The sequence below is a fragment of the Limimaricola variabilis genome, from assembly GCF_014195545.1.
GTDB lineage: Bacteria > Pseudomonadota > Alphaproteobacteria > Rhodobacterales > Rhodobacteraceae > Limimaricola > Limimaricola variabilis.
Map to the genome: position 1 here is coordinate 19,533 of NZ_JACIBX010000013.1, position 24,506 is coordinate 44,038.

Below are 24,506 nucleotides of genomic sequence, written 5' to 3' on the forward strand. Positions count from 1 at the left end.
ATGACCATGATCCACGCCGATACCCGCAAGGTGCCCTTGCGCCGCCTGCTCGCCGCCAGCGCCATGGCTGTGCTGCCCGCAACGGCGATGGCCGCCGAGCTGGAGATCACCCATTGGTGGACCTCCGGCGGTGAAGCCGCGGCGGTACGCGAGCTGGCGAGCGCCTTCGAGGCGGGGACCGATCACACTTGGGTCGACGGCGCGATCGCGGGGTCCGGCGGCACCGCGCGCCCGATCATCATCTCGCGCATCTTGGGCGGCGACCCGATGGCCGCGACCCAGCTCAACCATGGCCAGCAGGCGCAGGAGCTGGTCGAGGCGGGCATGATGCTCGACCTGACCGAGCTGGCCGAAGAGGGCAACTGGGCCGAGCTGGTTCAGCCCAAGTCGCTGCTCGACGCCTGCACCTTCGAGGGCCGCGTCTACTGCGTGCCGCTCAACATCCATTCGCCGCAGTGGATGTGGACCTCGATCAAGGCCTTCGAAAAGGCCGGCGTCGAGCCGGCGCAGAACTGGGAAGAGCTGAAGGCCGCCGCTCCGGCACTGCGCGAGGCGGGCGTGCAGCCGCTGATCGAAGGGCTGCAGGCATGGCAATTCGCCACCCTGTTCCAGACGCTGGTCTCGGGACTGGGCGGCGAAGAGGTGTATTACGGCGTCTACCGCGATGGCGACGAAGCCGTACTGCGCGGCGAGGAGATGGCGATGGTGTTCGAGGAGGCGGTCGCAGCGCGCGAGATGCTCGAGGGCACCAACGTGCAGGACTGGAACCTCGCCACTGCCGCCGTGATCAACGGCGAGGCCGCGGCCAACGTGATGGGCGATTGGGCGCAGGGCGAATTCCAGGTCGCGGGGCAGGTCGCGGGGCAGGATTACGACTGTCTCATGGGTCTGGGCGGTGAGCCGCTGATCTCCACCGGTGGCGACGCGTTCTACTTCCCCGCCAATGATGACGAGGCGATCACCGAGGGCCAGAAGGACCTCGCGCGGCTGCTGATCTCGCCCGAGGCGCAGATCGCCTTCAACACCAAGAAGGGCTCGCTGCCGGTGCGCGGCGACGTCGATCTGGCCGAGGCGGGGGCCTGCATGCAAAAGGGCCTCGAGGCGCTGAAGGCGGGCAAGGTGATCGACAGCGTCGACATGCTGATCTCGCCCGACGTGGCGGGGCAGGTCGGCGACCTGCTGGCCGAGTTCTTCGCCTCCGACATGTCGGCGGAAGAGGCGCAGGAGCGCTTCGCCGAGGTCATCCTCAGCGACAAGTGATCCTCCCCGGGGGCCGTCTGCTTCCCACGGCGGCGGCCCCAACCTTCCCCTGACAGAGGAGATGCGCGCGTGTCCACCCGACGCCCCAGTAGCCTGCTGCGCAATCCCATGGCCAAGCTCGCCGCCGTGCCGATGGTGGTCACCGCCACCGTCGTCTTCATCGGCTGCTCGCTCTGGACCGTGGTCTACAGCTTCACCGACTCGAAACTCCTGCCACGCGCGAATTTCGACGGTTTCGCGCAATACGACCGGCTCTGGTCGTCGTCGCGATGGATCGCCTCGGTCGAGAACCTCGCGATCTACGGCATCCTGACACTGCTGCTGTCGCTGACGCTGGGCTTCGTCTTCGCGGCGCTGCTCGACCAGAAGATCCGCGGCGAGAACGTGTTCCGCTCGATCATCCTCTATCCCTACGCGCTGTCCTTCATCGTCACCGGGCTCGTGTGGCAGTGGATCCTGAACCCCGATCTCGGGATCCAGGGCATGGTCCGCGCCGCCGGTTGGGAAAGCTTCGCCTTCGATCCCCTCAACAGCCCCGGCCTCGTCATGGTGGCGCTGTTGATGGCGGGGCTGTGGCAGGGCACGGGCCTCGTCACGGTTATCATGCTCGCCGGTCTGCGCGGCGTCGACGAGGACATCTGGAAGGCCTCGCGCGTCGACGGCATCCCGGCCTGGAAGACCTATCTCCTGGTCGTCGTGCCGATCCTGCGCCCGGTCTTCGTGACCTCGGTGGTGCTGATCGGCGCGGGCATCGTGAAGCTCTACGACCTCGTGGTGGCGCTCACCGGCGGCGGTCCCGGCAACGCTTCCGAAGTGCCCGCGAAATACGTCTACGACTACATGTTCGCCAACCAGAACCTCGGTCAGGGCTTCGCCGCTTCGACCATGATGCTGCTCGCCGTGCTGGTGATCGTCATCCCCTGGGCGGTTCTCGAATTCGGAGGAAAGCGCCGTGGCTGATGTAGCCTTCACCCCCGACCAAGCGGCCGGCAGGCCCGCCCGCACACTCGCAGGCCCGGTCGGTGCCCGACCCAAATCCCGCATCACCGCCAAGAGGGTGATGATCTACGGCGCGCTCGGCCTCGTCTCGCTCTACTGGCTGCTGCCGCTGTGGGTCATGGTAATGACCTCGCTCAAGGGCATGCCCGAGATCCGCATGGGCAACATCTTCGCGCCACCGGTGGAGGTCACCTTCCAGCCATGGGTCAAGGCATGGGCCGAAGCCTGCACCGGGCTCAACTGCGACGGGCTGTCGCGCGGCTTCTGGAACTCGGTCGCCATCGTCGTGCCATCGACGGTGCTGTCGATCGCGGTGGCTTCGGTCAACGGCTACGCGCTGGTCAACTGGAAGTTCAAGGGATCGGAAGTGTTCTTCACCATCCTGATCTTCGGCGCCTTCATTCCCTACCAGGTGATGATCTACCCGATCGTGGTGATCCTGCGCGAGATCGGGCTGATGGGCTCGGTCTGGGGGCTGGTGCTGGTGCACACCGTGTTCGGCATGCCGATCATCACGCTGCTGTTCCGCAACTACTTCGCCTCGCTCCCCGAGGAGCTGTTCAAGGCGGCGCGGGTCGACGGGGCGGGCTTCTGGGGGATCTTCCTGCGGGTACTGGTGCCGATGTCGCTGCCGATCTTCGCGGTTGCGATGATCCTGCAAATCACCGGCATCTGGAACGACTTCCTGTTCGGCGTGATCTACACCAAGCCCGACACCTACCCGATGACGGTCCAGCTCAACAACATCGTCAACTCGACCCAAGGGGTGAAGGAATACAACGTCAACATGGCCGCGACGCTGATTACCGGCCTGGTTCCGCTCTCCATCTATCTCATCTCCGGCAAGCTCTTCGTGCGCGGCATCGCCGCGGGCGCGGTCAAGGGCTGAGGAAAGGATACGCCATGCTCGACCAGTCCCATCCCGCTCTCGACGGCCAATCGGTCTCGATCCGCGACCTGCAGCTCGACTTCGGCTCTGTCTCGGTGCTGCGTGACCTCAACCTCGACATCCACAAGGGCGAGTTCCTAGTGCTGCTCGGCGCCTCGGGCTGCGGCAAGTCCACGCTCCTGAACTGCATCGCGGGGCTTCTGGAGCCGACCGGCGGCCAGATCTTCATCGAAGGCAAGAACGTCACCTGGGCCGAGCCGTCGGAGCGCGGCATCGGCATGGTGTTCCAGTCCTACGCGCTCTACCCGCAGATGACGGTGGAGGGGAATCTCAGCTTCGGGCTGAAGAACGCGCGGCTGCCCAAGGACGAGATCGCCAAGCGCGTCGCCCGCGCCGCCGAAATCCTGCATCTCGGCCCGCTCCTGAAGCGCAAGCCCGCAGCCCTTTCGGGCGGGCAGCGGCAGCGGGTCGCCATCGGCCGGGCGCTGGTCCGCGATGTCGACGTGTTCCTGTTCGACGAGCCTCTCTCGAACCTCGATGCCAAGCTGCGCGCCGAGCTTCGGGTGGAGCTGAAGCGGCTGCACAACAGCCTCGACAGCACGATGATCTACGTCACCCACGATCAGGTCGAGGCGATGACGCTGGCCGACCGGATCGCCATCATGAAGGGCGGCGTGATCCAGCAGCTCGCAGCACCACTCGAGATCTACAACCGCCCCGCCAACCTCTACGTCGCCGATTTCATCGGCGCGCCGCCGATGAACCTGCTGCGCGGCGACCTGCGCGGTTCCGAGTTCCGGGGGGCGGTGACGGTGCCGATGGTGGGTTACGACTTCGCCGCGCCGCCCAGGGACGGCGCGGCCGTCTTCGGCATCCGCCCCGAGCATGTGCTGGTGGGCGAGGCCGCGGCCACCGCCCCGGTGCGCACGGAAGTCACGGTCGAGATCGTCGAGCCGATGGGAGCCGACACGCTGCTCTGGACCCGCATCGGCGAGGACGACTTCCGCATCCGCATCGATGGTCAGACCCCGATCCGGGGCGGCGATCGCATCACCATCGGGCTCGACCCGGCCCGTGCCTCCCTCTTCGACGCCGCCACCGAGCTGCGTCTCTGAACCCCGTAAGGACCATTCACATGCTGCTTTCGCTCCAGCTCTACTCCGCCCGCAACTACACCCCCTACACGGACGTCATCGCGAAGCTCGGCGCGCTCGGCTACGACGCCGCCGAGGGGTATTTCGCAAATTTCGAGGAGGCCCGCGCCACCCGCGCTGCGCTTGATGCCGCCGGGATGAAGATGCCCTCGATCCACGTGCCGATCGAGATGTGCGAAAGCGATCCCGACGGCGTGGCCGAACTTGCGGGCGTGTTCGGGGCGACCCGGATCTTCGCGCCCTACCTGACGCCCGAGGAGCGCCCCGCCGAAGCGCAGGGCTGGCGCGATCTCGCGGCCCGGCTGGCCAAGTGCCACGAGGCGTTGGCTGCGCGCGGCCTCTCCTTCGGCTGGCACAACCACGACTTCGAGATCACGCCGCTGGCTGACGGCTCGGTGCCGATGGAGATCCTGCTGACCGAGGCGCCGAAGATTGACTGGGAACCCGACATCGCGTGGATCGTGCGCGGCGGCGGTGACCCGCTCGATTGGATCGCCCGGCACGGGCAGCGCATCACCGCAGCACACTTCAAGGACATCGCGCCCGCGGGCGAAAAGGCGGACGAGGATGGCTGGGCCGATGCCGGCACCGGCACGCTCGACTGGCCGGCGATCTTCGCCGCGCTGAAGGCGCAGTCGCGCTGCGAGATCCTCGTGGCCGAGCACGACAACCCCAATGATTTCGATCGCTTCGCCCGCACCGCGCGCGACAGCTTCGCCAAGCTCTGAGAAAGACCGGACCCATGACCAACCCGCTTCGCATCGGCCTGATCGGCTGCGGCAACATCTCCACCTCCTATCTCGCGCGCGCCAAGAATTTCGGTGCCGTCAGCTTCCGCGCCGTGGCCGACATCAACCCCGCGACCGCGCAGGCACGCGGCGAGGAGTTCGGCGTCGAGGCGATGAGCGTCGACGCGCTGCTCGCGCACCCGGAGGTCGACCTCGTCCTCAACCTCACCATCCCGGCCGCGCATTTCGAGATCTCGTCGCGCGCGCTCGAGGCCGGCAAGCACGTCTATTCAGAGAAGCCCTACGTCCTCACTGTGGAGGAGGGGCAGGCGCTGGCGAAGCTCGCCGCCGAAAAGGGGCTGCGCGTGGGTTCGGCACCCGACACCGTGCTGGGTTCGTCGCACCAGCTGGCGCGCAAGCTGATCGACGATGGCGCGGTGGGGCGGATCACATCGGGCACCTGCGCAGTGATGAGCCCCGGCATGGAGAGCTGGCACCCGAACCCCGACTTCTTCTTCCTGAAGGGCGGCGGCCCAATCCTCGATCTTGGGCCCTACTACATCGCCAACCTCGTGCAGCTGATCGGTCCGGTCGCCCGCGTCTCGGCGCTCACTTCGACCCCCTCGAAGACCCGCACCATCGGCAACGGCGCGCGGCTCGGTGAAACCGTCCCCGTGGAGACACCGACTACGATCCACGCACTGCTGGAGTTCCGCTCCGGCGCGGTGGTGACGTTGATGGCGAGCTGGGATGTCTGGCAGTCGGACATCGCACCAATGGCGCTCTACGGCGCCGAGGGGACGATCCACATCCCCGATCCGAACTTCTTCGACGGCGAGGTGCGGATCACCAAGCGCGACGAGGCCGCCGAGCTGCCCGCCTGGGACCACCCGCTCGGGCCGCCGAACCGCGAGATCCCCGAGGGCATGGTCGCCGACTACCGCAGCGCCGGGCTCGCCGACATGGCGCAGGCCATCGTCGAAGGGCGGCCGCATCGTTGCAACGACGCCTATGCGCTGCACGTGGTCGAGGTGATGACCGCGATCCTGCGCGCCGGCGAGGAGAGCCGCTACGTCGAGATCGAGACGGATTGCGAGCGGCCTGCGCCGCTCGACATCGCGGCCGCACAGACCCTGCTGGCATAAGGAGCGGCAACATGGCTTCCATGATCAAGGGGCCGGGGATCTTCCTGGCCCAGTTCGCGGGCGATGCCGCCCCCTTCAACGATCTGGCCGGCATCGCCGGATGGGCGGCGGGCTTGGGCTACAAGGGGATCCAGATCCCCGTCGACCCGCGCTTCATCGACATCGACCTCGCCGCAGGGTCCAAGGACTATTGCGACGAGCTGAAGGGCGTCTGCGCCGAGGCGGGCGTGGAGATCACCGAGCTGTCGACCCATATCCAAGGCCAGCTGGTCGCGGTCCACCCCGCCTATGCGCCGCAATTCGACGGCTTTGCCCCCGAGGCGCTGCGCGGCCGGCCGGAGGCGCAGGCCGAATGGGCGGCAGGCGAGGTGATCAAGGCCGCGCGCGCCTCGCGCAATCTCGGCCTCGACGTGCAGCTCGGTTTTTCCGGCGCGCTGGCCTGGCCCTATCTCTACCCCTGGCCGCAGCGCCCCAAGGGTCTGGTCGAAGAGGCCTTCGCCGAGCTGGCGCGGCGCTGGCGGCCGGTCCTCGATGCGCATGAGGAGGTGGGCGTCGATTACGCCTACGAGCTGCATCCGGGCGAGGACCTGATGGATGGCACCAGCTTCGAGCGGTTTCTCGAAGCCGTGGACGGGCACAGCCGTGCGAACATCGCCTATGACCCGTCGCATTTCGTGCTGCAGCAGCTCGACTATCTCGGCTTCATCGACCTCTACCACGAGCGCATCCGTGCCTTTCACGTCAAGGATGCGGAGTTCAATCCAAGCGCACGGCAAGGCGTCTATTCGGGCTTTGCCGGCTGGGCCGATAGGGCCGGGCGGTTCCGCTCGCTGGGCGACGGGCAGGTCGATTTCGTCGCCGTGTTTTCCAAGCTGGCGCAGCATGGCTATGATGGCTGGGCGGTGCTGGAATGGGAATGCGCGCTGAAGTCGCCCGCGCAAGGTGCCGCCGAGGGCGCACCCTTCATCGCGGCGCATATCATCGAGCCGACGCCGCACGCCTTTGACGATTTCGCGGGCGGCGGGATCGACCGGGCGCAGATCCGCGCCATGCTGGGGCTCGGCGCATGAACGGCCGGCGCATCCGGCTCGGCATGGTCGGTGGCGGGCAGGGGGCCTTCATCGGGGGCGTGCACCGCATCGCCGCGCGGCTCGACGGGCGCTTCGATCTGGTGGCGGGGGCACTGTCCTCGGACCCCGCCCGCGCCGAGGCTTCGGCGCAAGAGCTGGGGCTGGCGCGTAGCTATTCCGATTTCAAGGAGATGGCCCGCGCCGAGGCCGCGCGCGACGACGGCATCGAGGCCGTCGCCATCGTCACCCCCAACCATATGCACCTGCCCGCCGCGCGCGCCTTTCTCGAAGCAGGCATCCACGTGATCTGTGACAAGCCGCTGACCGCCACGCTGGCCGAGGCGGAGGAGCTTGCGCGGGTGGCCGAGGCTTCCGAGGCCTTGTTCATCCTGACCCACACCTATGCGGGCTACCCGATGGTTCGCGAGGCGCGACGGCTGGTGGCCAAAGGCGCCTTGGGCGAGATCCGCGTGGTGCAGGTCGAATACGCGCAGGACTGGCTCGCGCGTGACGAGAGCAACAAACAGGCCGAGTGGCGCACCGATCCCGCGCGCTCGGGCGCGGGCGGCGCGGTGGGTGATATCGGCAGCCATGCCGCGCATCTGGCGCGCTACGTCTCGGGGCTCGCGATAGAGAGCGTCGCGGCGCAGCTCACCGCCTTCGTGCCGGGCCGGCGGGTCGATGACGACACGCAGGCGCTGCTGCGCTTTGCGGGCGGGGCGCGCGGCATGCTCTGGGCGAGCCAGGTCGCGCCGGGGCACGACAACGACCTCCGCCTGCGCGTGCTGGGCTCCGAGGCTGGGCTCGAGTGGTCGCATGCCGACCCGAACCGGTTGCGGCTGACCCGCTTGGGAGAGCCATCACAGATGCTGACACGGGGCGGTCCGGGCTTCGAAGGCGCGGCGCGGGTGCCGGCAGGACACCCGGAGGGCTATCTTGAAGCCTTCGCCAGCCTCTATTCCGACGCCGCCGATGCGATCCTTTCCGGCGCCATGCCGGACAGTCTGCCCGGCCTGTCGGACGGGCTCGACGGCATGCGCTTCATCGACGCCTGCGTGGCTTCTTCGCAGGCGGATGGGGCTTGGACGACGTGTCAGGGTCATGACAGGTGATCCAAGTGCCGGTGGATCAATCGCCACCGGCCGATGCGGGAGGTGAACGGCGACCGGGTCGCGCGGTATCGCGTAAGGGCGACCTTTCGACCGGTTTCGGTTGGGGGCAGGGCGCTGCTCCAACGGGCCCTGTTTTGGCCCGGCAATCGTTGACAGGACCGCCATGCTTTGCGTCAATCGGGGCAGGAGAGTCGTCTTGTCCTGAAAGGATGCGAAGATGAACCCCGATGCCATCGCCGCCCGCCGCGCCCTGATCCGCGCTTACCGCGCCTATCTAGAGGCCGAGGCCGTGCTTGAGGACGCACTTGCGGATGCGGCCGTTCTCGTGCCGGAACTGCGCCAACATCACCTGCGCCCGATCGGCGCGCCAGGCTCGCGCATTCGGCGGCTGCAGGACAGCCGCGACCATTCGGTCGAGCTTCTGGAGGTCGTGCGCGACAAGCACCACCGCGCCATGCTCCGCCTGACGACGCGCCGCCATGTGAGCGACGCGCCGGAAATCGCGGTGCTGCCGCGCCCCTAGCGAGCAAGGATGAGAGGCACGCGCGCATCCGTCAGCATTTCGCGCGTGGTGCCGCCGAAGAGTCGTTCGCGCAGCCTGGAATGCCCGTAGGCCCCCATCACCACCGCTTCGGCGCCGGTATCGAGGGCGTGACGCCGCAACACTTCCGAGACGCGGAACCGGCTGCGCGCCAGCACCGAAACCTCGACCCGCGCGCCGTTGCGGGCAAGGAACAGCGCGATGTCGCCTCCGGGGTCCGAGCGGTCGCCGGCCTGCACCTCCGGATCGACGATCACCACGTCGACGCAGCCCGCGCGGCGCAGCATGGGGAGCGCGGCCCGCACCGCGACCATCGCTTCACGGCTGTCGTCCCAGGCGACCATGAGCCGAGAGGGGCTGGGCGCGATCTCCGCGCCGCCATCGGGAACGACAATGACCGGCAACCCGCCCGCGAACAGCGCCGCCTCCAGCGTCGCGACCTGAAGGGGGCGGGGTTCGGGGCCATAGGGCGCGGCGGAGACGATCCGGTCCGCGAGACGGGCGATGCGGCCGACGTCGTGCCCGATGAGACCTTCGCGGATGTGGTGGCGATGCAGCTGTACATTGCCGCGATGCGCGGGGATCAGCGGCCGCAGTTCGGCCTCCAACTCCAGAGCGCGCGCCTGCGCGGCATCGCGGTCGGGCATGGTCAGCATCAGCGCCGGTCCCGCCAGATAGGCATCCGGCGGCGTGCTCTCGATCCCGAGGCAATGGATGTCGAGATGCGCCTCGCCGGTCTCGGTGAGTGCGAGCGCGGTGGCGATCGCGCCGCGATCCAGCACGGCGTCGGTGGTTAGGACGGCAACGGTTCCCCGGGACATCGGTCTCTCCTGTGTCTGCGATGGCACGAGCCTGCCGCGCCACCGGCCCGCGCGCCTTGATCCCGATCAACCCGATCGATGCCGTGGCTTGATCTAGATCAAGGCGGCCCGGCCCGGCACCGGCGAGTGCTGGGAACAAGGGCCGAGACGGGTCCGGGGCCATGAAGGAGCAGGACATGAAACGGATCATCATCACGACTGGGGCCATGGGGGCGGCACTGCTGGCGGCCTGTGCCGCGCCGGAGCCGGAATTGCCCACGGGGCGCGCGCTCTTCATGGAGAACTGCGCCTCGTGCCATGGCTCGGCTGGGCGGGGCGACGGGCCACTCGCTGCCGGGCTGCCGCGCCCGCCCGCCGACCTGACGCGGTTGCGTGCGGAGGGCGAGGCGTTTCCAACGGTGCATGTCATGTCCTACATCGACGGCTATTTCCGGCAGGACGATCCGGGGCAGGTGATGCCCGAGTTCTCGCAGACCTTCACCGGCCCGACTTTTCATGTCGACACCGGCGACGGGATCCTCACCCCCACGCCGCAGCCGCTCGTCGCGCTCTCCGAGTATCTTAAGTCCCTGCAAGAGGGGTGATCCGGACCGCAACGGGCCGAGCAGCCCGGTGGACGACGTCTGGAATTGGGCGCGGCTGCTCGCTGTGGGAGACCACGTCGGTCCGATCACTGCCTAACATGGCGGCGACGGGGGCAGATCCGGGTCCCACGAGGGCCATTCCTGAAATCATCCCGTTTGCCGAGGCCAGCTGGGAATCCCGTCTCGGGCGGAAGGGCAAAGGGCCGCGCGAAATGACCAGCAAACAATTTGCCGAGTGTTTCTGGAAAGTTAACTCCGCCAGGGGTGTTTCTTGGGGTGGTGTCTCAATCTTAATGTGCAATTAGGGGTTGATATGGTCGAGGTCCAGAGAAAAGGGATCGGGCTTGACCGAAATCGCCAGTGGTACCTTATTTGAATTCGGCACTTGCTCGCCGGCCCGGCTGGCAGGCGCGCTATAGGTCAATAGCCTGAAGCCGTGCGGGTGTCGCTGGTAATCCATCCCGGGGTAAAGTCCCGCTGTTTATCCCAATTTGGGTCTCAAATGGCCCGAATAATTCGGTGTCGACCTGCGGCACCGACGTAGAATCGTATTGCTAGGTGATGTTGGTTTATAGGTAATTTATGTTTCTTAACATGTTGTCGGTATCTCGTCTGCCCTTCGATTTCTCTTCAGTACGCGCAAGAGATTTTCGTTCCATATGGGGGAAGGTGCTCGTATATACGTTCGGCGTGCTGATTGCTCTCGACCTGTTATTCGTGCTCCTGCATGTCGTCGTCGTTGCCAACGAGAAGAGGCTCTTCTACCTCGATTTCCCGATAAGCACTGAAGTGAGGGATTTTCTTTCTCTGACGAGGGACCAGAGCCTGAGCGAGTATTGGGAGTATTCCAAGAGCGTCGTTACAGCCGTGCTCTACCTGATGGTCTATACCGTATCGCGGCATCTGGTGTTTGCCGTGTTCTCGATGCTGTTTCTGTTCATCGCACTGGATAACGGTTTTAGCATACATGAGAACGCATTCGCGTTCATCGGAGGCCCGGTTGCCGGCGATCTCCTTTCATTCATCGTCATCGGAGGGGTGTTCGCCTTGGCCCTCTACGCCTCTTGGCCGCGACGCAACATATTGGCAAAGCACGGGGCAAGGGGCGCTCTCTCGACCGCAGCCATCCTCGCTGCCTTCGCGGTGATCGTTGACGCGTTGAGCGGGATCGTCGGAAAGGTCGTTCCCAAGACCTATGCCCTGTTCGGTCTGGTCGAGGATGGCGGAGAGCTGGTCGCTCTTTCACTGGCCCTGAGCTACGCCTTGGCGCTTTTCCTGATCTGCCGCACCAGGGATCCACAATATTTCAGGTCCCGGGCGAAGGTTGAATGAGAAAGTCCTCATTCGCACCCACGGGCGACCGGCAAAGGTGTCAGGCCGCCCGCCCGTGATCCGGCTGCCAAAGCCGCACCTCAAGGGTTTCGGCATGGGAAGGACGTTCCGACAGGTTCTTTTTTGGCACGTCATTCGGGACGCGTGGCCAGCCAATGCTTCGTTTTCCGACCGCATGTCCCAGCATCGCCCCATCTCGGGAACGCGGGTCCGGATTGCCGGTCGAGGGGGCCGGAACCACGGCTTGAACTCGATCCGGCCCTGCCAGATCTAGAGGTCATTCCCTTGATCGAAAGGCCGATCCGATGAACAGGTTTATCGCAGTCGCGGTCGCCGCGACCCTCCTTTCCAGCCCGGCTCCGGCGCAGGACGCCGAGGCGTTCGGCCCGCTGGTGACGGCCGACGAGCTGGCCGGTCTGCTGGACACGACCGATCCGCTCATTCTTGACATCCGTGGCGATGCCTATGCCGAGGGCCATATCGAGGGCGCCGTGTCCGCCCCCTACGGCCTGTTCCGCGGCCCCGCCGAGAACCCCGGACAGGTGCCGTCCGAAGAGAAGCTTACCGAGGTGCTGCGCGACCTTGGCGTGACCGCCGACCGGCCGATCGTCATCACCCATCAGGGCAGCGATGAGACGGATTTCGGCGCCGCCGCCCGTGTCTACTGGACCCTGAAGTCGAGCGGCGTCAGCGACCTCGCCATTCTCAATGGCGGTGTCGGCGCCTGGAAGGCCGCCGGCAATACCCTGTCGACCGAGGCGGTCGAGCCGGAAGAAAGCGCCATCACTGTGAGCTTCTCCGACGAATGGCTCGCCACCGAGGCCGAGGTGCTGCAGGTGGTCGAAGGCGAGGCGCAGGCAACCTTGCTGGACGCGCGCCCAGAGAGCTTCTGGGCGGGCAAGGATGCGCATGCTGCCGCCGCGCGCCCCGGCACGCTGCCGCAGTCGGAGTACTTCACCCACTCCAACTGGTTCTCCGACGACCCGACGCTGATCGATGCCGAAGCGGCCGCCGCGCTGGCCGAGGAGGGCGGTTTCACCTCCGACGAGACGCTGATTTCGTTCTGCAACACCGGTCACTGGGCGGCGACCAACTGGTTCGCGCTAAGCGAACTGGCGGGTCTCAAGGACGTGAAGCTCTATCCTGAATCCATGGTCGGCTGGTCGCAGGCCGGGCTGCCCATGGAGAATACCCCCGGCGTGTTCCGCAATCTGCTGAACCAGATCACCGGCGCGCTCTGAGGAGACCACTGATGGCCGACACCAGCATGGACGCCCCGCGGGGCGTCTTCACCATCGGCACTCGCGGCCTGCTGATCGTTGCTGCGCTGGCGGCCGTGCTGTTCGTCGCGGCGCTGGCTGGGGCGCGCTACGGCGCGCTCCTGCTGATCGGGCTCGGCTTCGGCATCGCGCTCGAAGGCCTGCGCTTCGGCTTTGCCGGACCCTGGCGGGCGATGATCCTGCGGCGCGACCCGGCCGGGCTTCTGGCACAGCTCGTGGCCATCGCGCTCGTCGCATTGGCGGCCTTTCCGCTCTTGGCCAGCAATGGCGAAGAGCTGTTCGGGGCGCATGCGCCGATCGGCGTCGCGATGATCGGCGGGGCCTTCGTCTTCGGCGCGGCGATGCAACTGGTCATGGGCTGCGGCTCGGGGACGCTGGTCAACGCCGGGAGTGGCAACGTGGTGGGCGCGGTGGCGCTCCCCTTCTTCGCGCTGGGCAGCTTTGCCGGGGCCTATAATCTGGATTGGTGGATCTCGCTCGGCACCGCGCCGGTGGTGGTGTTGTCCGGCACCAGCGGGCTTCTCGCCACGCTGGCCGGCCTCGCGGCCGTTGCCGCACTGGTGCTGTGGCTGGCCCCGGCACAGGCGCGTCGGGTGCCGCGCAGGCTTTGGATCGCGGCAGTGGCGATCGCGGGTCTGGCGATCCTCAACCTCGTGGTCTCGGGCCAACCTTGGGGCATCGTCTATGGCCTGGGCCTCTGGGCTGCGAAAGGGGCGCAGGCGATGGGCGGCGACCTGTCCGGCTCGGCCTTCTGGAGCGCGCCTGCCAACGCCGAACGGCTCGAGCAAAGCATCCTTACCGACGTCACCTCGCTCACCAATATCGGGCTGATCGGCGGTGCCTTCCTGGTTAGCGTCTGGCGCGGCGGCCTCGCGGCGAAACTGCCGCGCCTGTCACCGCTGGCCTGGACCGCCACCGTGGTTGCCGGGTTTCTACTGGGTTACTCCTCGCGGCTGGCCTTCGGCTGCAACGTGGGCGCGTTCTTTTCTGGCATCTCGACCGGCAGCCTGCATGGTTGGGCCTGGTTCGCGGCTGCGTTTGTCGGGGCCTGGTGGGGCGTGAAACTGCGTCCGAAGCTCGGATTGGAGGTGTGACGATGACCCGAACCCCCATCGCTCTCGCGGTCATGGGCCTCGTCGCGGCGCTGATCGCCGCCGATCTCGCCGGCAGCGCGCCGCTCAACCCCTACCAGGCGCCGCCGATGCTGGCGCTCGGCTCGGGCCTTGCCGCGACCGGTGCGCATTGCGCGGCGCCGGTGGTGGAGTAGCGGCCGAACGGCCATGCAACACGGGTCACGACCGGCGGCGGGGCGCGAAAGCGCCCCGTCGCTTCGTTTCGGCGCTGCTCTCGCGATTGTACGGCCCCGGCGGCATCTTGGGCGCCTCGATGGAGCGTATCCGTCTCGCGACGCTCTTTGGTCGGCGCGTTGATTTGCGCGCGGCCCGGCCGCTTCCGGCATCGAGACCGGCGAGCAGGCGGTCGCAGACGTCGTATTTGAAGATGTTGCGCACCTAGATGGCGGGCCCCTTCCGGCGCGTGCCGCAGCCTGCCGAGGGCGGCATAGGCAAGACTTCCGATTATTCAGATTGCTTGAACCCTTTTTCCCGCGAGACAGTCTCGGAATTGCAGGCATTTTTCGAGTGAGGCGTCGGGTGCCGCTAGCCGCACCTCCGCGAGGAGAGGCATGCTCTTCGAAATAGAAGCGGCTCCCTATAAAAGGGGGGGCTTCCATGGATGTTGATGCTCACGGTGTCAGCAATATCAATATTTTCTCGGCTTAGAAGAAGGCAATGGTTCGGCCGCAAATAAATCAGAGAGGCGGCTGTGGATGCTCAGCCTTCAACACTGTTAGGACCTTGCCGGTGTTCAGCTAGGCTAAAGCGCGTCGCCCTAGGGCAAGTCTTTCCAAATGAATTTTCGAATTTGAAACAGTTGCTTCCGGCCGAGCAGGTGCGGTTCTGCATCGCTTGGCAAAGGCAAATGGTCGACACATAATCGGGCACCACCACGCGAATAGGCCAAATCCAGCAGGTATCGTCGCACTGCCATTTTGGCCAGCTTCCATCGCGCTTATTCCGGCAGAATGAGCCAGTTCTGGCCCATGGACGTGTACGGGATTGTACCTGGTGTTGAGTGGCTGATCCGATCCTGTTCTCGTTCAGCGGTGAGAGGAATGATCGAATGATTTTATTGGGCGTTTGACCCCCTCGTTGATCGATTTTCTTGGGAGAGTTCATCAATGTCTTACTGTTTCGCAAGTATTTCCGTGAGCAAGCAAGAGCGGCTCCTCTTCGAATCCTTGGCTATTCTTCTTGAATGTCATCACGACAATGCGGAAGCACATATGCGCCATTGCCGGGAAGCGGCCGGCATCCTCAGGCAACTAAGCGGGCGGATGGAGCGTTCTGTAAGCATGGCCCCCGACTCCGGGGCCGCTTTTCACGACAGTTTGTGATAAGCAGCACCGTACCCCCGGACCGGGCGCGGCGAGGAATCAGCGCTCGATCTCACGGAGGACGCCTCGAAGGAGATGCTCCGCGCATGACGAGGGAGCATCCACCCGACGTGCCAATCGGCGCGCACCGCTCTGCGGGCCCGCGAGGCGCCCGCAGAGCACACTGACCGAAACGGAGACCGACGATGAAGACCGAAGTCAGACTGGCGAAGGCGCTTGGACGCGCGTTTCATAGCCTACCGGTGATTGGCTGCTTCGAGAGCGGCGCCAACCAGCAGGCGGACCATGTCACCGTTACCGACGAGAGGGGGGGGATCTGGGAGCTCGCGCTGTTCAGCCGTGCCTCGCTGTCGGACCGCCGGGTGCTGCTCCGCGAGCTTGCGGCGGCGGCCGGGGAGTGCAGCCTCGAGAGCGTCGACCGTCTGGGGTATCGCGAGGTTTCCGCGTTCAAGGTCACGGATTGGGTGGGGCCCGGCTGCTCCGGACAGCCGGCGAAGCTTCGGCTTCAGGCGACGAAACGGGTTCAGCGAGCCTGAATCGAAACCGAGCTGCAGATAGGGCCGAGGGTCCCGCCGCCGGAATTCGGCGCCGCAGTCGTGGGCGGGCGGGGCGGATCCTCACCGCGGCGCGGGGCCATCCCCGGCATGGTTGCAAAAGATTTTTCGCAAGGAGGCGTTTCGGTTAGGCTTCCCTCACCAGAAGACCGGCGCCGAGACCGGTCCTGGCATCCTAGGGAGGACGACACATGACACGACTGGGACTTCTTGCGTTGGCGACTGCACTGCCGTCGATGGCGCTGGCCGAAAGCCATATGGCCGAGGGCGAAACGCCGCTGAGCTATGGCGAGCGGCCCTTCTTCCTGATCGACGCGATGGAGGATGGAGAGCTCAAGGAGACGCTGATGGCCTGCCAGGGTCAGACGCCCGAGCGCACTGCCTTTTCCATCGCGCACCGCGGGGCGCCGCTGATGATCCCGGAGCATACGAAGCAGTCCTATGTCGCCGGCGCGCGGCAGGGTGCAGGCATCGTCGAATGCGACGTGACCTTCACTGCCGATCACGAGCTGGTCTGCCGCCACGCGCAGAACGATCTGGCGACCACGACGGACATTCTCGTCACCGATCTCGCCGAGAAATGCACCACTGCCTTCACCCCGGCGGGAGAGGGGACCGATGCGAGCGCCGAGTGCCGGACCTCGGATCTGACGCTGGCCGAATTCCGCGAGCTCAGCCCGAAGATGGACGCCTCGAACGCGGCGGCCACCACGCCCGAGGAGTTCCAGGGTGGCACCGCGCCGTGGCGGACCGATCTCTACGTGGCGGGCACCGAGCTGATGACCCATGCCGAGTCGATCGCGCTGATCGACAGCCTCGGCGCGGATTTCACGCCCGAACTGAAGGCACCGTCGGTGGAGATGCCGCATGAGGGTTTCAGCCAAGAGGACTATGCCCAGAAGCTCATCGACGAGTACAAGGATGCGGGCATCGATCCGAGCCGCGTCTGGGCGCAGAGCTTCAACCTCGACGACATCAAGTACTGGATCGAGAACGAGCCCGAGTTCGGCGCGCAGGCGGTCTATCTCGACGACCGCTACGAGGCCGAGGATGATGACGAGGGGCTGATCGACGCCAACGACCCATCGACCTTCAAGCCGACCATGCAGGAGCTGGCCGAGATGGGGGTGAACTACATCGCGCCGCCGATGTGGATGCTGGTCACCACCAACGAGGCGGGCGAGATCGTGCCCTCGGCCTATGCCGAGGAGGCCAAGGCCGCCGGGCTCGAGATCATCACCTGGACGCTGGAGCGCTCCGGCCCGCTGGCATCCGGCGGCGGCTGGTACTTCCAGTCGGTCGAGCAGGCCATCGACGATGACGGCGACACCTATGCCATGCTCGACGCGCTGGCGCAGGATGTGGGGATCAAGGGCATCTTCTCGGACTGGCCCGCCACGGTGACCTACTACGCCAACTGCATGGGTCTCTGAGGAGGCACAGAGCAGGGCAGGGGGCCGCACGGCCCCCCGCCATCAGATATGCGGGATCACGAAGTCGGGGATGATGCCTGCCCGGTCGATCGCCGCCACGATGTCCTCTCCCGCCAGCGGGCCGTGATCGGTGACCAGCGCCGAGGCGAAGCCCATGGCGCGGGCGCCGAGAATGTCGGTATGCAGCGTATCGCCCACCATCAGCACCCGCGACGGGTCGGGCACGGGATCGAGCCGTGACAGGGCCAGATCGAAGATCGCGCGGAACGGCTTGCCGCAGAACTCGGGCGCGCAGAGATCGGCATCGGCCAGCGCATGGGCGAAATGGCCCGGCTCGAGCGTCAGCCCGCCCTCGCGCGGGGCGACGAGGTCGGGATTGCCGACCAGCACCGGGCGGGGCCGGGCGCGCAGGCTCGCGGCGAGCAGGCGCTGCCGCTTCACGGTCCAGCCGTCCGAGCCGACCAGCAGGAAGCCCTCGGCCGCGTCATAGGCCGCTGCGTCGTCGAGCAGCAGATGCGCATCGATCTTCTCGAATTCGCGCAGCCCGTGGCCCAGCCCCAGCATCACGCCCCATCGGCGCGGCTTTTCGCGTGTGAGCCGGGCAAGCATCGCCTCGCGAGAGGTCACAACCTCCTCGGGGGCGAAGTCGAAGCCGAGCCGCTCGTAGCGCGCCATCATCGCGCGCTTGGGATAGCCGGCGGAGTTCGATACCACCATCACCCGCTTGCCCTTCTTGCGCAGTTCGGCGATCCGCGCGGCGGCGCCGAGGATCGGCGTCTCACCGACATTGATCACGCCATAAGCGTCGAACAGGATCACCTCGAAGGGATCCGCGATGGCGCCCAGATGCGGCGCCCGGCCATAGGCACTGCCTTCGGGCGCATCCGGCAGGCGATGGCGGATCGCCAGATAGGCGTCGAAGGCGGTGCGCCCGGCAGGGGGCGGAGTGGTCACAGGATCCGGCGGCGTAGCCAAGCCGAGACGATCTCGCCCAGGATCACCAGGCCCAGGATCGCCAGCAGAACCGTCGCTGCCTCGCGCCAATTGAAAGTGTCGATCGCGCCTTGCAGGATGATACCGATGCCGCCCGCCCCGACGAGGCCGAGCACGGTGGACTCGCGCAGGTTGATGTCCCAGCGCAGGATCGACACGGCCCAGAAGGTCGGCATGACCTGCGGCACGATCGCATAGGCGATCACCTTAAGCCGCGACGCACCCGTCGCCTCCAGCGCCTCGACGGGCCGCTTGTCGATTTCCTCGATCGCCTCGCCAAGGAGCTTTCCGACAAAGCCGATGGAGCGGAACATGATCGCCACGATGCCCGCGACGATGCCGGGGCCGAAGATGGCGACGAACAGGAGCGCCCAGATGATCGTGTTGATCGAGCGCGACGAGACGAGGATGAAGCGTCCGATCCAGAGCGTGGCGCGGTTCGGCGTGGTGTTCTGCGCCGCGAGCCAGGCGACGGGCAGCGACAGGATCACCGCGAAGGCGGTGGCGATGGTGGCGATGTTCACCGTCTCCCACAGCACCCGCAGGATCGCGCCGAGGTTCGACGGGTCGGGCGGGATCATCCGGCCGAACAGATCGCCCATCTGCGACGGCGCATCCCAGACCCAGGCCCAGATCACCTCGATCGACGAGATGGCCCAGCCGATGGCCAGCGCGCAGGCGACAAAGACGGCGTAGCGTTGCAGCCGCTGTTTCAGGGTGAAGCGGGTCCAGTCGTCGTGACCGAGATCGGAGAGGGTCATAGGCGTTTCCTGATCTGGCCCGACACGGCCTCCGACAGGAGGATCGCGGCGACGATGACCATGGTGATGGCGAGCGCGAAGTCGTAGTCGTAGCGCCCGAAGGCATTGGCCAGCGTCGAGCCGATGCCGCCGGCGCCGACGATGCCGACCACGGCCGAGGCGCGCAGGTTGCTGTCGAGCTGGTAGATGGTGAGACCGACCTGTCGCGGCATGATCTGCGGCACCACCGCGTAGATCAGCGTCGAGAGATAGGGGGCGCCGGCGGCGCGCATCGCCTCGACCTGCCCGAAATCGATCTCCTCGATCCGCTCGGCCAGCATCTTGGCGACGAAGCCGATGGAATAGACGATCAGCGTTAGCACCCCGGCCAGAGGGCCGAAGCCCACCGCCTTGACGAAGATGATCGCAACGATGACCGGGTGGAAGCTGCGCGCGACGATGATGATGGCCCGGCCAAGGTAGAACACCGGCAGGGGGACGATGTTGCGCGCTGCCATGAAGGCGATCGGGATCGACAGGATCACGCCCCCGAAGGTGGCAAGGATGGCGATCTTCAGGCTTTCGAGGAAACCGTCGATCAACAGGCCAGACCGCTCGAAGCTCGGCGGGAAGGCACCGCCGAAGATGCGGCCCGCGCGCTCGACGCCCTCGGCCACCCGCACCCAGTCGATCGGCAGCCAGGCGAGGGTCCACACGACGTAGAAGATCGCGCCGCCATAGACGACCCAGCGCAACAGAGGGTTGGCGATGAAGCTGGGCTTGCGCCAGTGATCGCGCGGCATGGCGGGCTGCGTGCTCATGACGCCGCCCGCATGTCGCCGGCGCGGTCGGCGGCGGGGCTGCCGGAATAGATCCGGTCCATCGCTTCCTGGTCGAGCGCCTGCGGCAGATCGTCGAAGATGATCCGGCCATAGCGCATGCCGACGATCCGGTCGGTGAATTCCTTGGCCTCGTGCACGTTGTGGATGTTGATCAGCACCGGCAGTTTCAGCTCGCCCGAGAGATCGCGCAAAAGCCCCATGATCTGCTCCGAGGTCTTGGGGTCGAGCGAGGCGGTCGGCTCGTCGGCGAGCAGGATCTCGGGCTTTTGCATCAGCGCGCGGACCACGCCGACCCGTTGGCGTTCGCCGCCCGACAGCTCGTCGGCGCGCTTGTCGGCGTAATGCGCGATGCCCACCCGCTCCATCAGCTCATAGGCGCGGCGGATGTCCTCCTTGGGGTAGCGCCGCATCAGCGCGGCCCAAGTCGAGATGTAGCCCAAGCGGCCGGACTGGACGTTCTCCATCACGGTGAGACGGTCGACGAGGTTGAAGCCCTGGAACACCATGCCGATCTTGCGCCGCGCGCGGCGCAGCTCACCGCCGCGCAGGCGGGTCAGCTCCGTGCCGTTGAGGGTGATCGAGCCCGATGTCGGCTCCACCAGCCGGTTGATGCAGCGCAGGAGCGTTGACTTGCCCGCCCCCGAGGAGCCGATGATCGACACCACGCTTTCGCCCTCGATGGTCAGGTCGAGGTTCTTCAAGACCGGCTCGCCGCCACCATAGCGCTTCACCAGATCGCTGATCTTCAGCATTGCATTCTCCTTGAGGATCCCGGCCCCGCGGACGGGGCCGGGATCATGCGCGTCACTCCGCCGCGAGGCCCTCGGGCGTGTACTCGACGCCATTGGCCTTCTGGATCTGCCGGATCACCGCCCACTGGTCCTCATAGGTGATGGGGATGAACTTGCTGACGCCGGTGAACTCCTCGCCCAGGGCCGTGCCCTCGAAGTCGAAGCTGAAGAAGGCCTCCTCGATCTTCTCCTTCAGATCGGGCGCGAGGTCGTGGGCATAGGTATAGGAGGTGGTCGGGAAGGGGTCGCTCTCCCAGACGATGCGCACCTCTTCGGGATCGTAGAGGCCGCGCTCGGCCATCCGGTCGACCACCTCGGAAGCGACGGGGGCCGCGTCGTAATCGCCCGCGACGACGCCGAGCATCGATTGGTCGTGGCTGCCCGAATAGGTGACCTCGTAATCCTCGTCCGGCACCACGCCGAGATCCGGGAACAGCGCGCGCGGCGCGAGGTTGCCGGAGTTCGAGGTCGGCGAGGTATGGGCCACGCGCTTGCCCGCGAGATCGGCGGGTTCCTGAATGTCGCTGTCGGCTTGGGTGTAGAGCTGCAGCTTGTAGCCGAACTGCCCGTCATCCGAACCCATGATCGCGAAGGGCACCGCGCCCGCGAGGTTCACCGCGTAGGGCGTCGGCCCGGTTGAGAAGCCCGCGATGTGCAGGCGGCCCGAGCGCATCGCCTCGACCTCGGCCGAGTTCGACTGCACTGCAAAGAACTGCACGTCCTTGCCCGTCACCTCTTCGAGATGGGCGATGAAAGGCTCCCAGATGTCCTCGTAGATCGCCGGGTCCTCGACCGGCGTGTAGGCGAAGACGAGCGTGTCGGGGTCCTTGAGCAGGCTTTCGTCGGTCGGCGCGTCGGCCACGAGATCGCCGTCGGCGTCGCAATACATCGCGTCGAGCGCGCCGCGCTCGGGGCAGTCGTCCTGCGCCGAGGCCGCGTGGGCCGACAGCGCCAGCGCGGCGAGCGCCGTCGCGCCCAGGAACGTGGGTTTCTTCAGCATGTCGAGTGGTCCTCCTCCCAGAGATGCCCGGGCGGCCGCTCCTCAACGACGCCCGGATCGCAAGGATCACAGCACTTCAGCTTTGACAGCGCAATGTTTTCTCGCCCGGGAGGGGAGCGGCGCGCCCCCGACAGGGCCGGCCGCAGGAGGCGTTCCGCCCTTGGGATGATGGGCGTTCGCGGCCCGACTGGCCTCGTTTCCACGGCTGTAGTGCGCCCAGAGAAGCTCAAAGGCCAAGGACGGGATGTTGTAGATGACGCATCGCCGGAATAGCGTCTGACCAAACGTAAGGGAGAGGGACATGACCGACAAACGCGCGCTTGGCTTCGACACGATGCAGGTCCATGCGGGGGCGGCGCCCGATCCCGCCACCGGCGCAAGACAGGTGCCGATCTACCAAACCACCTCCTACGTCTTCAAGGACGCCGACCATGCGGCGCGCCTCTTCGGGTTGCAGGAGGTCGGCTACATCTACTCGCGGCTGACCAACCCGACCGTTTCCGCCTTGGCCGACCGCGTGGCCGCGCTCGAAGGCGGCGCGGGAGCGGTCTGCTGCTCCTCGGGTCATGCGGCGCAGATCATGGCGCTGTTCCCGCTGATGGGACCGGGCTGCAACATCGTGGTTTCGACCCGGCTCTATGGTGGGTCGGTCACCCAGTTCAGCCAGACCATCAAGCGCTTCGGCTGGTCGGCGCGCTTCGTCGATTTCGACGATCTCGACGCCATTGCGGCGGCGGTGGACGACGACACCCGTGCGATCTTCTGCGAGTCGATCTCGAACCCCGGCGGCTATATCACCGACCTGCCAGAGGTTGCCGCGCTGGCCGACCGGGTCGGCCTGCCGCTGATCGTCGACAACACGCTGGCCACCCCCTTCCTGTGCAATCCGATTGCGCAGGGCGCCACCCTCGTGGTGCATTCGGCGACGAAGTATCTGACCGGCAACGGCACGATCACCGGCGGTGTCGTCGTCGACAGCGGCAAGTTCGACTGGTCGGCCTCGGGCAAGTTCCCCTCGCTGGCAGCGCCGGAGCCCGCCTATCACGGGCTGAACTTCCACGAGGCGCTGGGCCCGATGGCCTTCACCTTTCATTCGATCGCGGTCGGGCTGCGCGATCTGGGCATGACGCTGAACCCGCAGGCGGCGCATTACGCGCTGATGGGCATAGAAACGCTGAGCCTGCGCATGGCGCGGCACGTGTCGAACACCGAGCGCGTGGCGAAATGGCTGGAAGCCGACCCGCGCATCGACCGCGTGACCTGGGCCGGTCTGCCGTCCTCCCCGTGGCACCACCGCGTGGCCAAGGTGACGCCGAAGGGGGCGGGCGCGCTGTTCACCGTGGGCGTGAAAGGCGGCTTCGAGGCCTGCGTGAAGCTCGTCGACAATCTGGAGCTGTTCAGCCACGTCGCCAATCTGGGCGATACCCGCTCCCTGATCATTCACCCGGCCTCGACCACGCATCGCCAGCTCACGGCGGAGCAGCAGATGGCAGCGGGGGCCGAGCCCGACCTCGTGCGGCTGTCGATCGGGATCGAGGATCCCGAAGACCTGATCGCCGATCTCGACCGGGCGCTGGGGATCGCCTGCGCCTGACCGGCGGCACGGCGACAGTAATGGAAGCGACCTTCTTTAACTGATCGCCGCCCGGCTCCGGCCGAATGCGGCCAAGGTAGGGATGGCGGCGCGGGAAATGCTCCTGCGCCGCGCGAGCACAACCCATGCGAGAGGCCTCTGCTTCGGCGGAATTCTTCTCGCGTGTCGGCTTCAAGCAGGGCAGGGCCGCGAACGGCGGAACCAAAGCCTGCCGCCGGGCGCTGGGGCAGCGATGCGCCGACAGCCGAAGAGTGCCCGCATGCCCCGCCAGCCCGCCAACGAGGCACAGGCCGATGCGCCCTTTGCCCCGCTTTTCGAGTACGAGGCCGCCTCCGTTCTTCGCCCGCTCTCGGACTCGGGCGGCGTGCTCGCCGTGCTGACCGGCATCGAGGGCGGCTTCTATCGGCCATGCGGCGCGATGATGGGTTTCCCCGACGGTGCCGCGCCCGTCGGGCAACTGTCCTCGGGCTGCATCGAGGGCGACCTCGCGCTTCAGGCCGCCGAGGTTCACCGGAGCGGTCAGCCGAGGCGACTGCGCTACGGGAAGGGATCGCCCTTCATCGACATCCGGCTGCCCTGCGGCAGCGGCATCGACATCTCCCTCGTTCCGGTCGCGCCGGGCCCGATGCTCGACAGGCCGCTGGCCGATCTCGCGGATCGCCGTGAAACCCGGCTGCAGGTCGAGGGGCTCCCCGCGCTGACGCTGCGCCCCGATCCTAGGATGCTGGTGCTGGGGGAAGGGGGCGAGGCCGACACTTTCTCGCGGATCGCCCGCGCCGCCGGTTACCCGGTGCGCCGGGCCGCGCGCATCGACCCCGACGCAATCGACCGTTTCACCGCCGTCGTCCTGTTCTTTCATGATCATGACCACGAAGCGGAGCTACTTTCAGTGGCGCTCGACAGCCCGGCTTTCTGGGTCGGGGCGCAGGGCAGTGCGCGCGCGCAGTCACGCCGTCGCGCGGCGCTGGCCGAGGCGGGCTTCGGCGCCTCGGCGCTCGACCGGCTGCGCGGCCCGATCGGCCTCATCCCCGGCGCCCGCGACCCGCGAGTGCTCGCGGTCTCGGTGCTGGCCGAGATCGTCGAGGCCGCAAGCTGCATCCCCACCGATCCCGACCCCGCGCCACGCCGCGAGGCATATCACGACCCCATCCCCAGCCGATCGCCCGCCTGGCGATGAGCCATTCCCGAG

At 66.6% G+C, this 24,506-nt stretch carries 24 protein-coding genes; 18 read left to right on the plus strand and 6 right to left on the minus strand.

What is annotated here, in order from left to right:
- Nucleotides 1-6: 6 nt before the first annotated feature.
- From FHS00_RS14430 to FHS00_RS14470, 9 genes are all read left to right on the plus strand, one after another.
- Complete coding sequence (locus FHS00_RS14430; RefSeq protein ID WP_221188855.1) at nucleotides 7-1,260, plus strand: ABC transporter substrate-binding protein; 1,254 nt, start codon at nucleotides 7-9, stop codon at nucleotides 1,258-1,260.
- Between the two features lie 108 nt (nucleotides 1,261-1,368).
- Nucleotides 1,369-2,220, plus strand: coding sequence for a carbohydrate ABC transporter permease (locus FHS00_RS14435; protein ID WP_183474853.1), 852 nt, complete (start codon nucleotides 1,369-1,371; stop codon nucleotides 2,218-2,220).
- The gene (locus tag FHS00_RS14440) at nucleotides 2,213-3,148 is read left to right on the plus strand and encodes a carbohydrate ABC transporter permease (protein ID WP_322336124.1); all 936 of its coding nucleotides are present in this window, start codon (nucleotides 2,213-2,215) and stop codon (nucleotides 3,146-3,148) included. Before FHS00_RS14435 ends, FHS00_RS14440 begins: the two co-directional genes overlap by 8 nt.
- Before the next feature lie 14 nt (nucleotides 3,149-3,162).
- Nucleotides 3,163-4,263, plus strand: coding sequence for an ABC transporter ATP-binding protein (locus FHS00_RS14445; RefSeq protein WP_183474794.1), 1,101 nt, complete (start codon nucleotides 3,163-3,165; stop codon nucleotides 4,261-4,263).
- Between the two features lie 20 nt (nucleotides 4,264-4,283).
- A complete protein-coding gene (locus FHS00_RS14450; RefSeq protein WP_183474795.1) occupies nucleotides 4,284-5,030 on the plus strand; it encodes a sugar phosphate isomerase/epimerase family protein in 747 nt (248 codons plus the stop codon).
- Between the two features lie 14 nt (nucleotides 5,031-5,044).
- Nucleotides 5,045-6,175, plus strand: a complete 1,131-nt coding sequence (locus tag FHS00_RS14455) for a Gfo/Idh/MocA family protein (protein ID WP_183474796.1) — start codon at nucleotides 5,045-5,047, stop codon at nucleotides 6,173-6,175.
- Nucleotides 6,176-6,186: 11 nt separating this feature from the next.
- Nucleotides 6,187-7,245 carry a sugar phosphate isomerase/epimerase family protein gene (locus FHS00_RS14460; RefSeq protein WP_183474797.1) on the plus strand — a complete coding sequence of 353 codons (1,059 nt, stop codon included), beginning with the start codon at nucleotides 6,187-6,189 and terminating at the stop codon, nucleotides 7,243-7,245.
- Entirely contained in the window at nucleotides 7,242-8,357 is a 1,116-nt protein-coding gene (locus FHS00_RS14465; RefSeq protein ID WP_246391356.1) for a Gfo/Idh/MocA family protein, read from the plus strand. The genes FHS00_RS14460 and FHS00_RS14465 overlap by 4 nt, the downstream gene beginning before the upstream one ends.
- Nucleotides 8,358-8,574: 217 nt before the next feature.
- Entirely contained in the window at nucleotides 8,575-8,880 is a 306-nt protein-coding gene (locus tag FHS00_RS14470; RefSeq protein WP_183474798.1) for a hypothetical protein, read from the plus strand.
- On the opposite strand, the gene FHS00_RS14475 is transcribed toward FHS00_RS14470, so the two are convergent.
- Nucleotides 8,877-9,719, minus strand: a complete 843-nt coding sequence (locus FHS00_RS14475) for a universal stress protein (RefSeq protein WP_183474799.1) — start codon at nucleotides 9,717-9,719, stop codon at nucleotides 8,877-8,879. The genes FHS00_RS14470 and FHS00_RS14475 overlap by 4 nt on opposite strands.
- A 176-nt stretch (nucleotides 9,720-9,895) precedes the next feature.
- Between FHS00_RS14475 and FHS00_RS14480 the strand changes: the two genes are divergently transcribed.
- From FHS00_RS14480 to FHS00_RS14510, 7 genes are all read left to right on the plus strand, one after another.
- On the plus strand, nucleotides 9,896-10,303 hold the full coding sequence (locus tag FHS00_RS14480) for a c-type cytochrome (protein WP_183474800.1): 408 nt from the start codon (nucleotides 9,896-9,898) through the stop codon (nucleotides 10,301-10,303).
- A 669-nt stretch (nucleotides 10,304-10,972) separates the two neighbouring features.
- Nucleotides 10,973-11,635: a hypothetical protein gene (locus FHS00_RS14485; protein ID WP_183474801.1), complete on the plus strand. Its 663-nt coding sequence runs from the start codon at nucleotides 10,973-10,975 to the stop codon at nucleotides 11,633-11,635.
- Nucleotides 11,636-11,940: 305 nt separating this feature from the next.
- On the plus strand, nucleotides 11,941-12,876 hold the full coding sequence (locus tag FHS00_RS14490; RefSeq protein ID WP_183474802.1) for a sulfurtransferase: 936 nt from the start codon (nucleotides 11,941-11,943) through the stop codon (nucleotides 12,874-12,876).
- An 11-nt stretch (nucleotides 12,877-12,887) separates the two neighbouring features.
- Nucleotides 12,888-14,009, plus strand: a complete 1,122-nt coding sequence (locus FHS00_RS14495; RefSeq protein WP_183474803.1) for a YeeE/YedE family protein — start codon at nucleotides 12,888-12,890, stop codon at nucleotides 14,007-14,009.
- A gap of 2 nt (nucleotides 14,010-14,011) precedes the next feature.
- A complete protein-coding gene (locus FHS00_RS14500) occupies nucleotides 14,012-14,182 on the plus strand; it encodes a hypothetical protein (RefSeq protein ID WP_183474804.1) in 171 nt (56 codons plus the stop codon).
- A 1,373-nt stretch (nucleotides 14,183-15,555) separates the two neighbouring features.
- On the plus strand, nucleotides 15,556-15,906 hold the full coding sequence (locus tag FHS00_RS14505) for a hypothetical protein (RefSeq protein ID WP_183474805.1): 351 nt from the start codon (nucleotides 15,556-15,558) through the stop codon (nucleotides 15,904-15,906).
- A 209-nt stretch (nucleotides 15,907-16,115) separates the two neighbouring features.
- Nucleotides 16,116-17,357 (plus strand): glycerophosphodiester phosphodiesterase family protein, encoded by a 1,242-nt coding sequence (locus FHS00_RS14510; RefSeq protein ID WP_183474806.1) that lies wholly within the window; start codon nucleotides 16,116-16,118, stop codon nucleotides 17,355-17,357.
- Nucleotides 17,358-17,399: 42 nt separating this feature from the next.
- Here the strand turns inward: FHS00_RS14510 and FHS00_RS14515 are convergent, their stop codons facing one another.
- The 5 genes from FHS00_RS14515 to phnD are packed head-to-tail and all read right to left on the minus strand — an operon-like array spanning nucleotide 17,400 to nucleotide 21,723.
- The gene (locus FHS00_RS14515) at nucleotides 17,400-18,311 is read right to left on the minus strand and encodes an HAD-IIA family hydrolase (protein WP_183474807.1); all 912 of its coding nucleotides are present in this window, start codon (nucleotides 18,309-18,311) and stop codon (nucleotides 17,400-17,402) included.
- Entirely contained in the window at nucleotides 18,308-19,111 is an 804-nt protein-coding gene (gene phnE, locus FHS00_RS14520; RefSeq protein WP_183474808.1) for a phosphonate ABC transporter, permease protein PhnE, read from the minus strand. The genes FHS00_RS14515 and phnE (FHS00_RS14520) overlap by 4 nt, the downstream gene beginning before the upstream one ends.
- A complete protein-coding gene (phnE, locus tag FHS00_RS14525; protein WP_183474809.1) occupies nucleotides 19,108-19,911 on the minus strand; it encodes a phosphonate ABC transporter, permease protein PhnE in 804 nt (267 codons plus the stop codon). The genes phnE (FHS00_RS14520) and phnE (FHS00_RS14525) overlap by 4 nt, the downstream gene beginning before the upstream one ends.
- Entirely contained in the window at nucleotides 19,908-20,684 is a 777-nt protein-coding gene (phnC, locus tag FHS00_RS14530; protein ID WP_183474810.1) for a phosphonate ABC transporter ATP-binding protein, read from the minus strand. The genes phnE (FHS00_RS14525) and phnC overlap by 4 nt, the downstream gene beginning before the upstream one ends.
- A 52-nt stretch (nucleotides 20,685-20,736) precedes the next feature.
- On the minus strand, nucleotides 20,737-21,723 hold the full coding sequence (gene phnD / locus FHS00_RS14535) for a phosphate/phosphite/phosphonate ABC transporter substrate-binding protein (protein WP_183474811.1): 987 nt from the start codon (nucleotides 21,721-21,723) through the stop codon (nucleotides 20,737-20,739).
- Nucleotides 21,724-22,024: 301 nt separating this feature from the next.
- On the opposite strand from phnD, the gene FHS00_RS14540 reads away from it, so the two are divergent.
- Both FHS00_RS14540 and FHS00_RS14545 read left to right on the plus strand, forming a co-directional pair.
- Nucleotides 22,025-23,317: an O-acetylhomoserine aminocarboxypropyltransferase/cysteine synthase family protein gene (locus FHS00_RS14540; RefSeq protein ID WP_183474812.1), complete on the plus strand. Its 1,293-nt coding sequence runs from the start codon at nucleotides 22,025-22,027 to the stop codon at nucleotides 23,315-23,317.
- Between the two features lie 259 nt (nucleotides 23,318-23,576).
- Entirely contained in the window at nucleotides 23,577-24,494 is a 918-nt protein-coding gene (locus tag FHS00_RS14545) for an XdhC family protein (protein WP_183474813.1), read from the plus strand.
- Nucleotides 24,495-24,506: the final 12 nt, after the last annotated feature.

Bases quoted from the DNA above. Each gene is read 5' to 3' on its own strand.
- FHS00_RS14430 (WP_221188855.1), top strand. From the start codon at position 7: ATGATCCACGCCGATACCCGCAAGGTGCCCTTGCGCCGCCTGCTCGCC.
- FHS00_RS14435 (WP_183474853.1), top strand. From the start codon at position 1,369: ATGGCCAAGCTCGCCGCCGTGCCGATGGTGGTCACCGCCACCGTCGTC.
- FHS00_RS14445 (WP_183474794.1), top strand. From the start codon at position 3,163: ATGCTCGACCAGTCCCATCCCGCTCTCGACGGCCAATCGGTCTCGATC.
- FHS00_RS14450 (WP_183474795.1), top strand. From the start codon at position 4,284: ATGCTGCTTTCGCTCCAGCTCTACTCCGCCCGCAACTACACCCCCTAC.
- FHS00_RS14455 (WP_183474796.1), top strand. From the start codon at position 5,045: ATGACCAACCCGCTTCGCATCGGCCTGATCGGCTGCGGCAACATCTCC.
- FHS00_RS14460 (WP_183474797.1), top strand. From the start codon at position 6,187: ATGGCTTCCATGATCAAGGGGCCGGGGATCTTCCTGGCCCAGTTCGCG.
- FHS00_RS14465 (WP_246391356.1), top strand. From the start codon at position 7,242: ATGAACGGCCGGCGCATCCGGCTCGGCATGGTCGGTGGCGGGCAGGGG.
- FHS00_RS14470 (WP_183474798.1), top strand. From the start codon at position 8,575: ATGAACCCCGATGCCATCGCCGCCCGCCGCGCCCTGATCCGCGCTTAC.
- FHS00_RS14475 (WP_183474799.1), bottom strand. From the start codon at position 9,719: ATGTCCCGGGGAACCGTTGCCGTCCTAACCACCGACGCCGTGCTGGAT.
- FHS00_RS14480 (WP_183474800.1), top strand. From the start codon at position 9,896: ATGAAACGGATCATCATCACGACTGGGGCCATGGGGGCGGCACTGCTG.
- FHS00_RS14490 (WP_183474802.1), top strand. From the start codon at position 11,941: ATGAACAGGTTTATCGCAGTCGCGGTCGCCGCGACCCTCCTTTCCAGC.
- FHS00_RS14495 (WP_183474803.1), top strand. From the start codon at position 12,888: ATGGCCGACACCAGCATGGACGCCCCGCGGGGCGTCTTCACCATCGGC.
- FHS00_RS14500 (WP_183474804.1), top strand. From the start codon at position 14,012: ATGACCCGAACCCCCATCGCTCTCGCGGTCATGGGCCTCGTCGCGGCG.
- FHS00_RS14505 (WP_183474805.1), top strand. From the start codon at position 15,556: ATGAAGACCGAAGTCAGACTGGCGAAGGCGCTTGGACGCGCGTTTCAT.
- FHS00_RS14510 (WP_183474806.1), top strand. From the start codon at position 16,116: ATGACACGACTGGGACTTCTTGCGTTGGCGACTGCACTGCCGTCGATG.
- phnE (WP_183474808.1), bottom strand. From the start codon at position 19,111: ATGACCCTCTCCGATCTCGGTCACGACGACTGGACCCGCTTCACCCTG.
- phnE (WP_183474809.1), bottom strand. From the start codon at position 19,911: ATGAGCACGCAGCCCGCCATGCCGCGCGATCACTGGCGCAAGCCCAGC.
- phnC (WP_183474810.1), bottom strand. From the start codon at position 20,684: ATGCTGAAGATCAGCGATCTGGTGAAGCGCTATGGTGGCGGCGAGCCG.
- phnD (WP_183474811.1), bottom strand. From the start codon at position 21,723: ATGCTGAAGAAACCCACGTTCCTGGGCGCGACGGCGCTCGCCGCGCTG.
- FHS00_RS14540 (WP_183474812.1), top strand. From the start codon at position 22,025: ATGACCGACAAACGCGCGCTTGGCTTCGACACGATGCAGGTCCATGCG.
- FHS00_RS14545 (WP_183474813.1), top strand. From the start codon at position 23,577: ATGCCCCGCCAGCCCGCCAACGAGGCACAGGCCGATGCGCCCTTTGCC.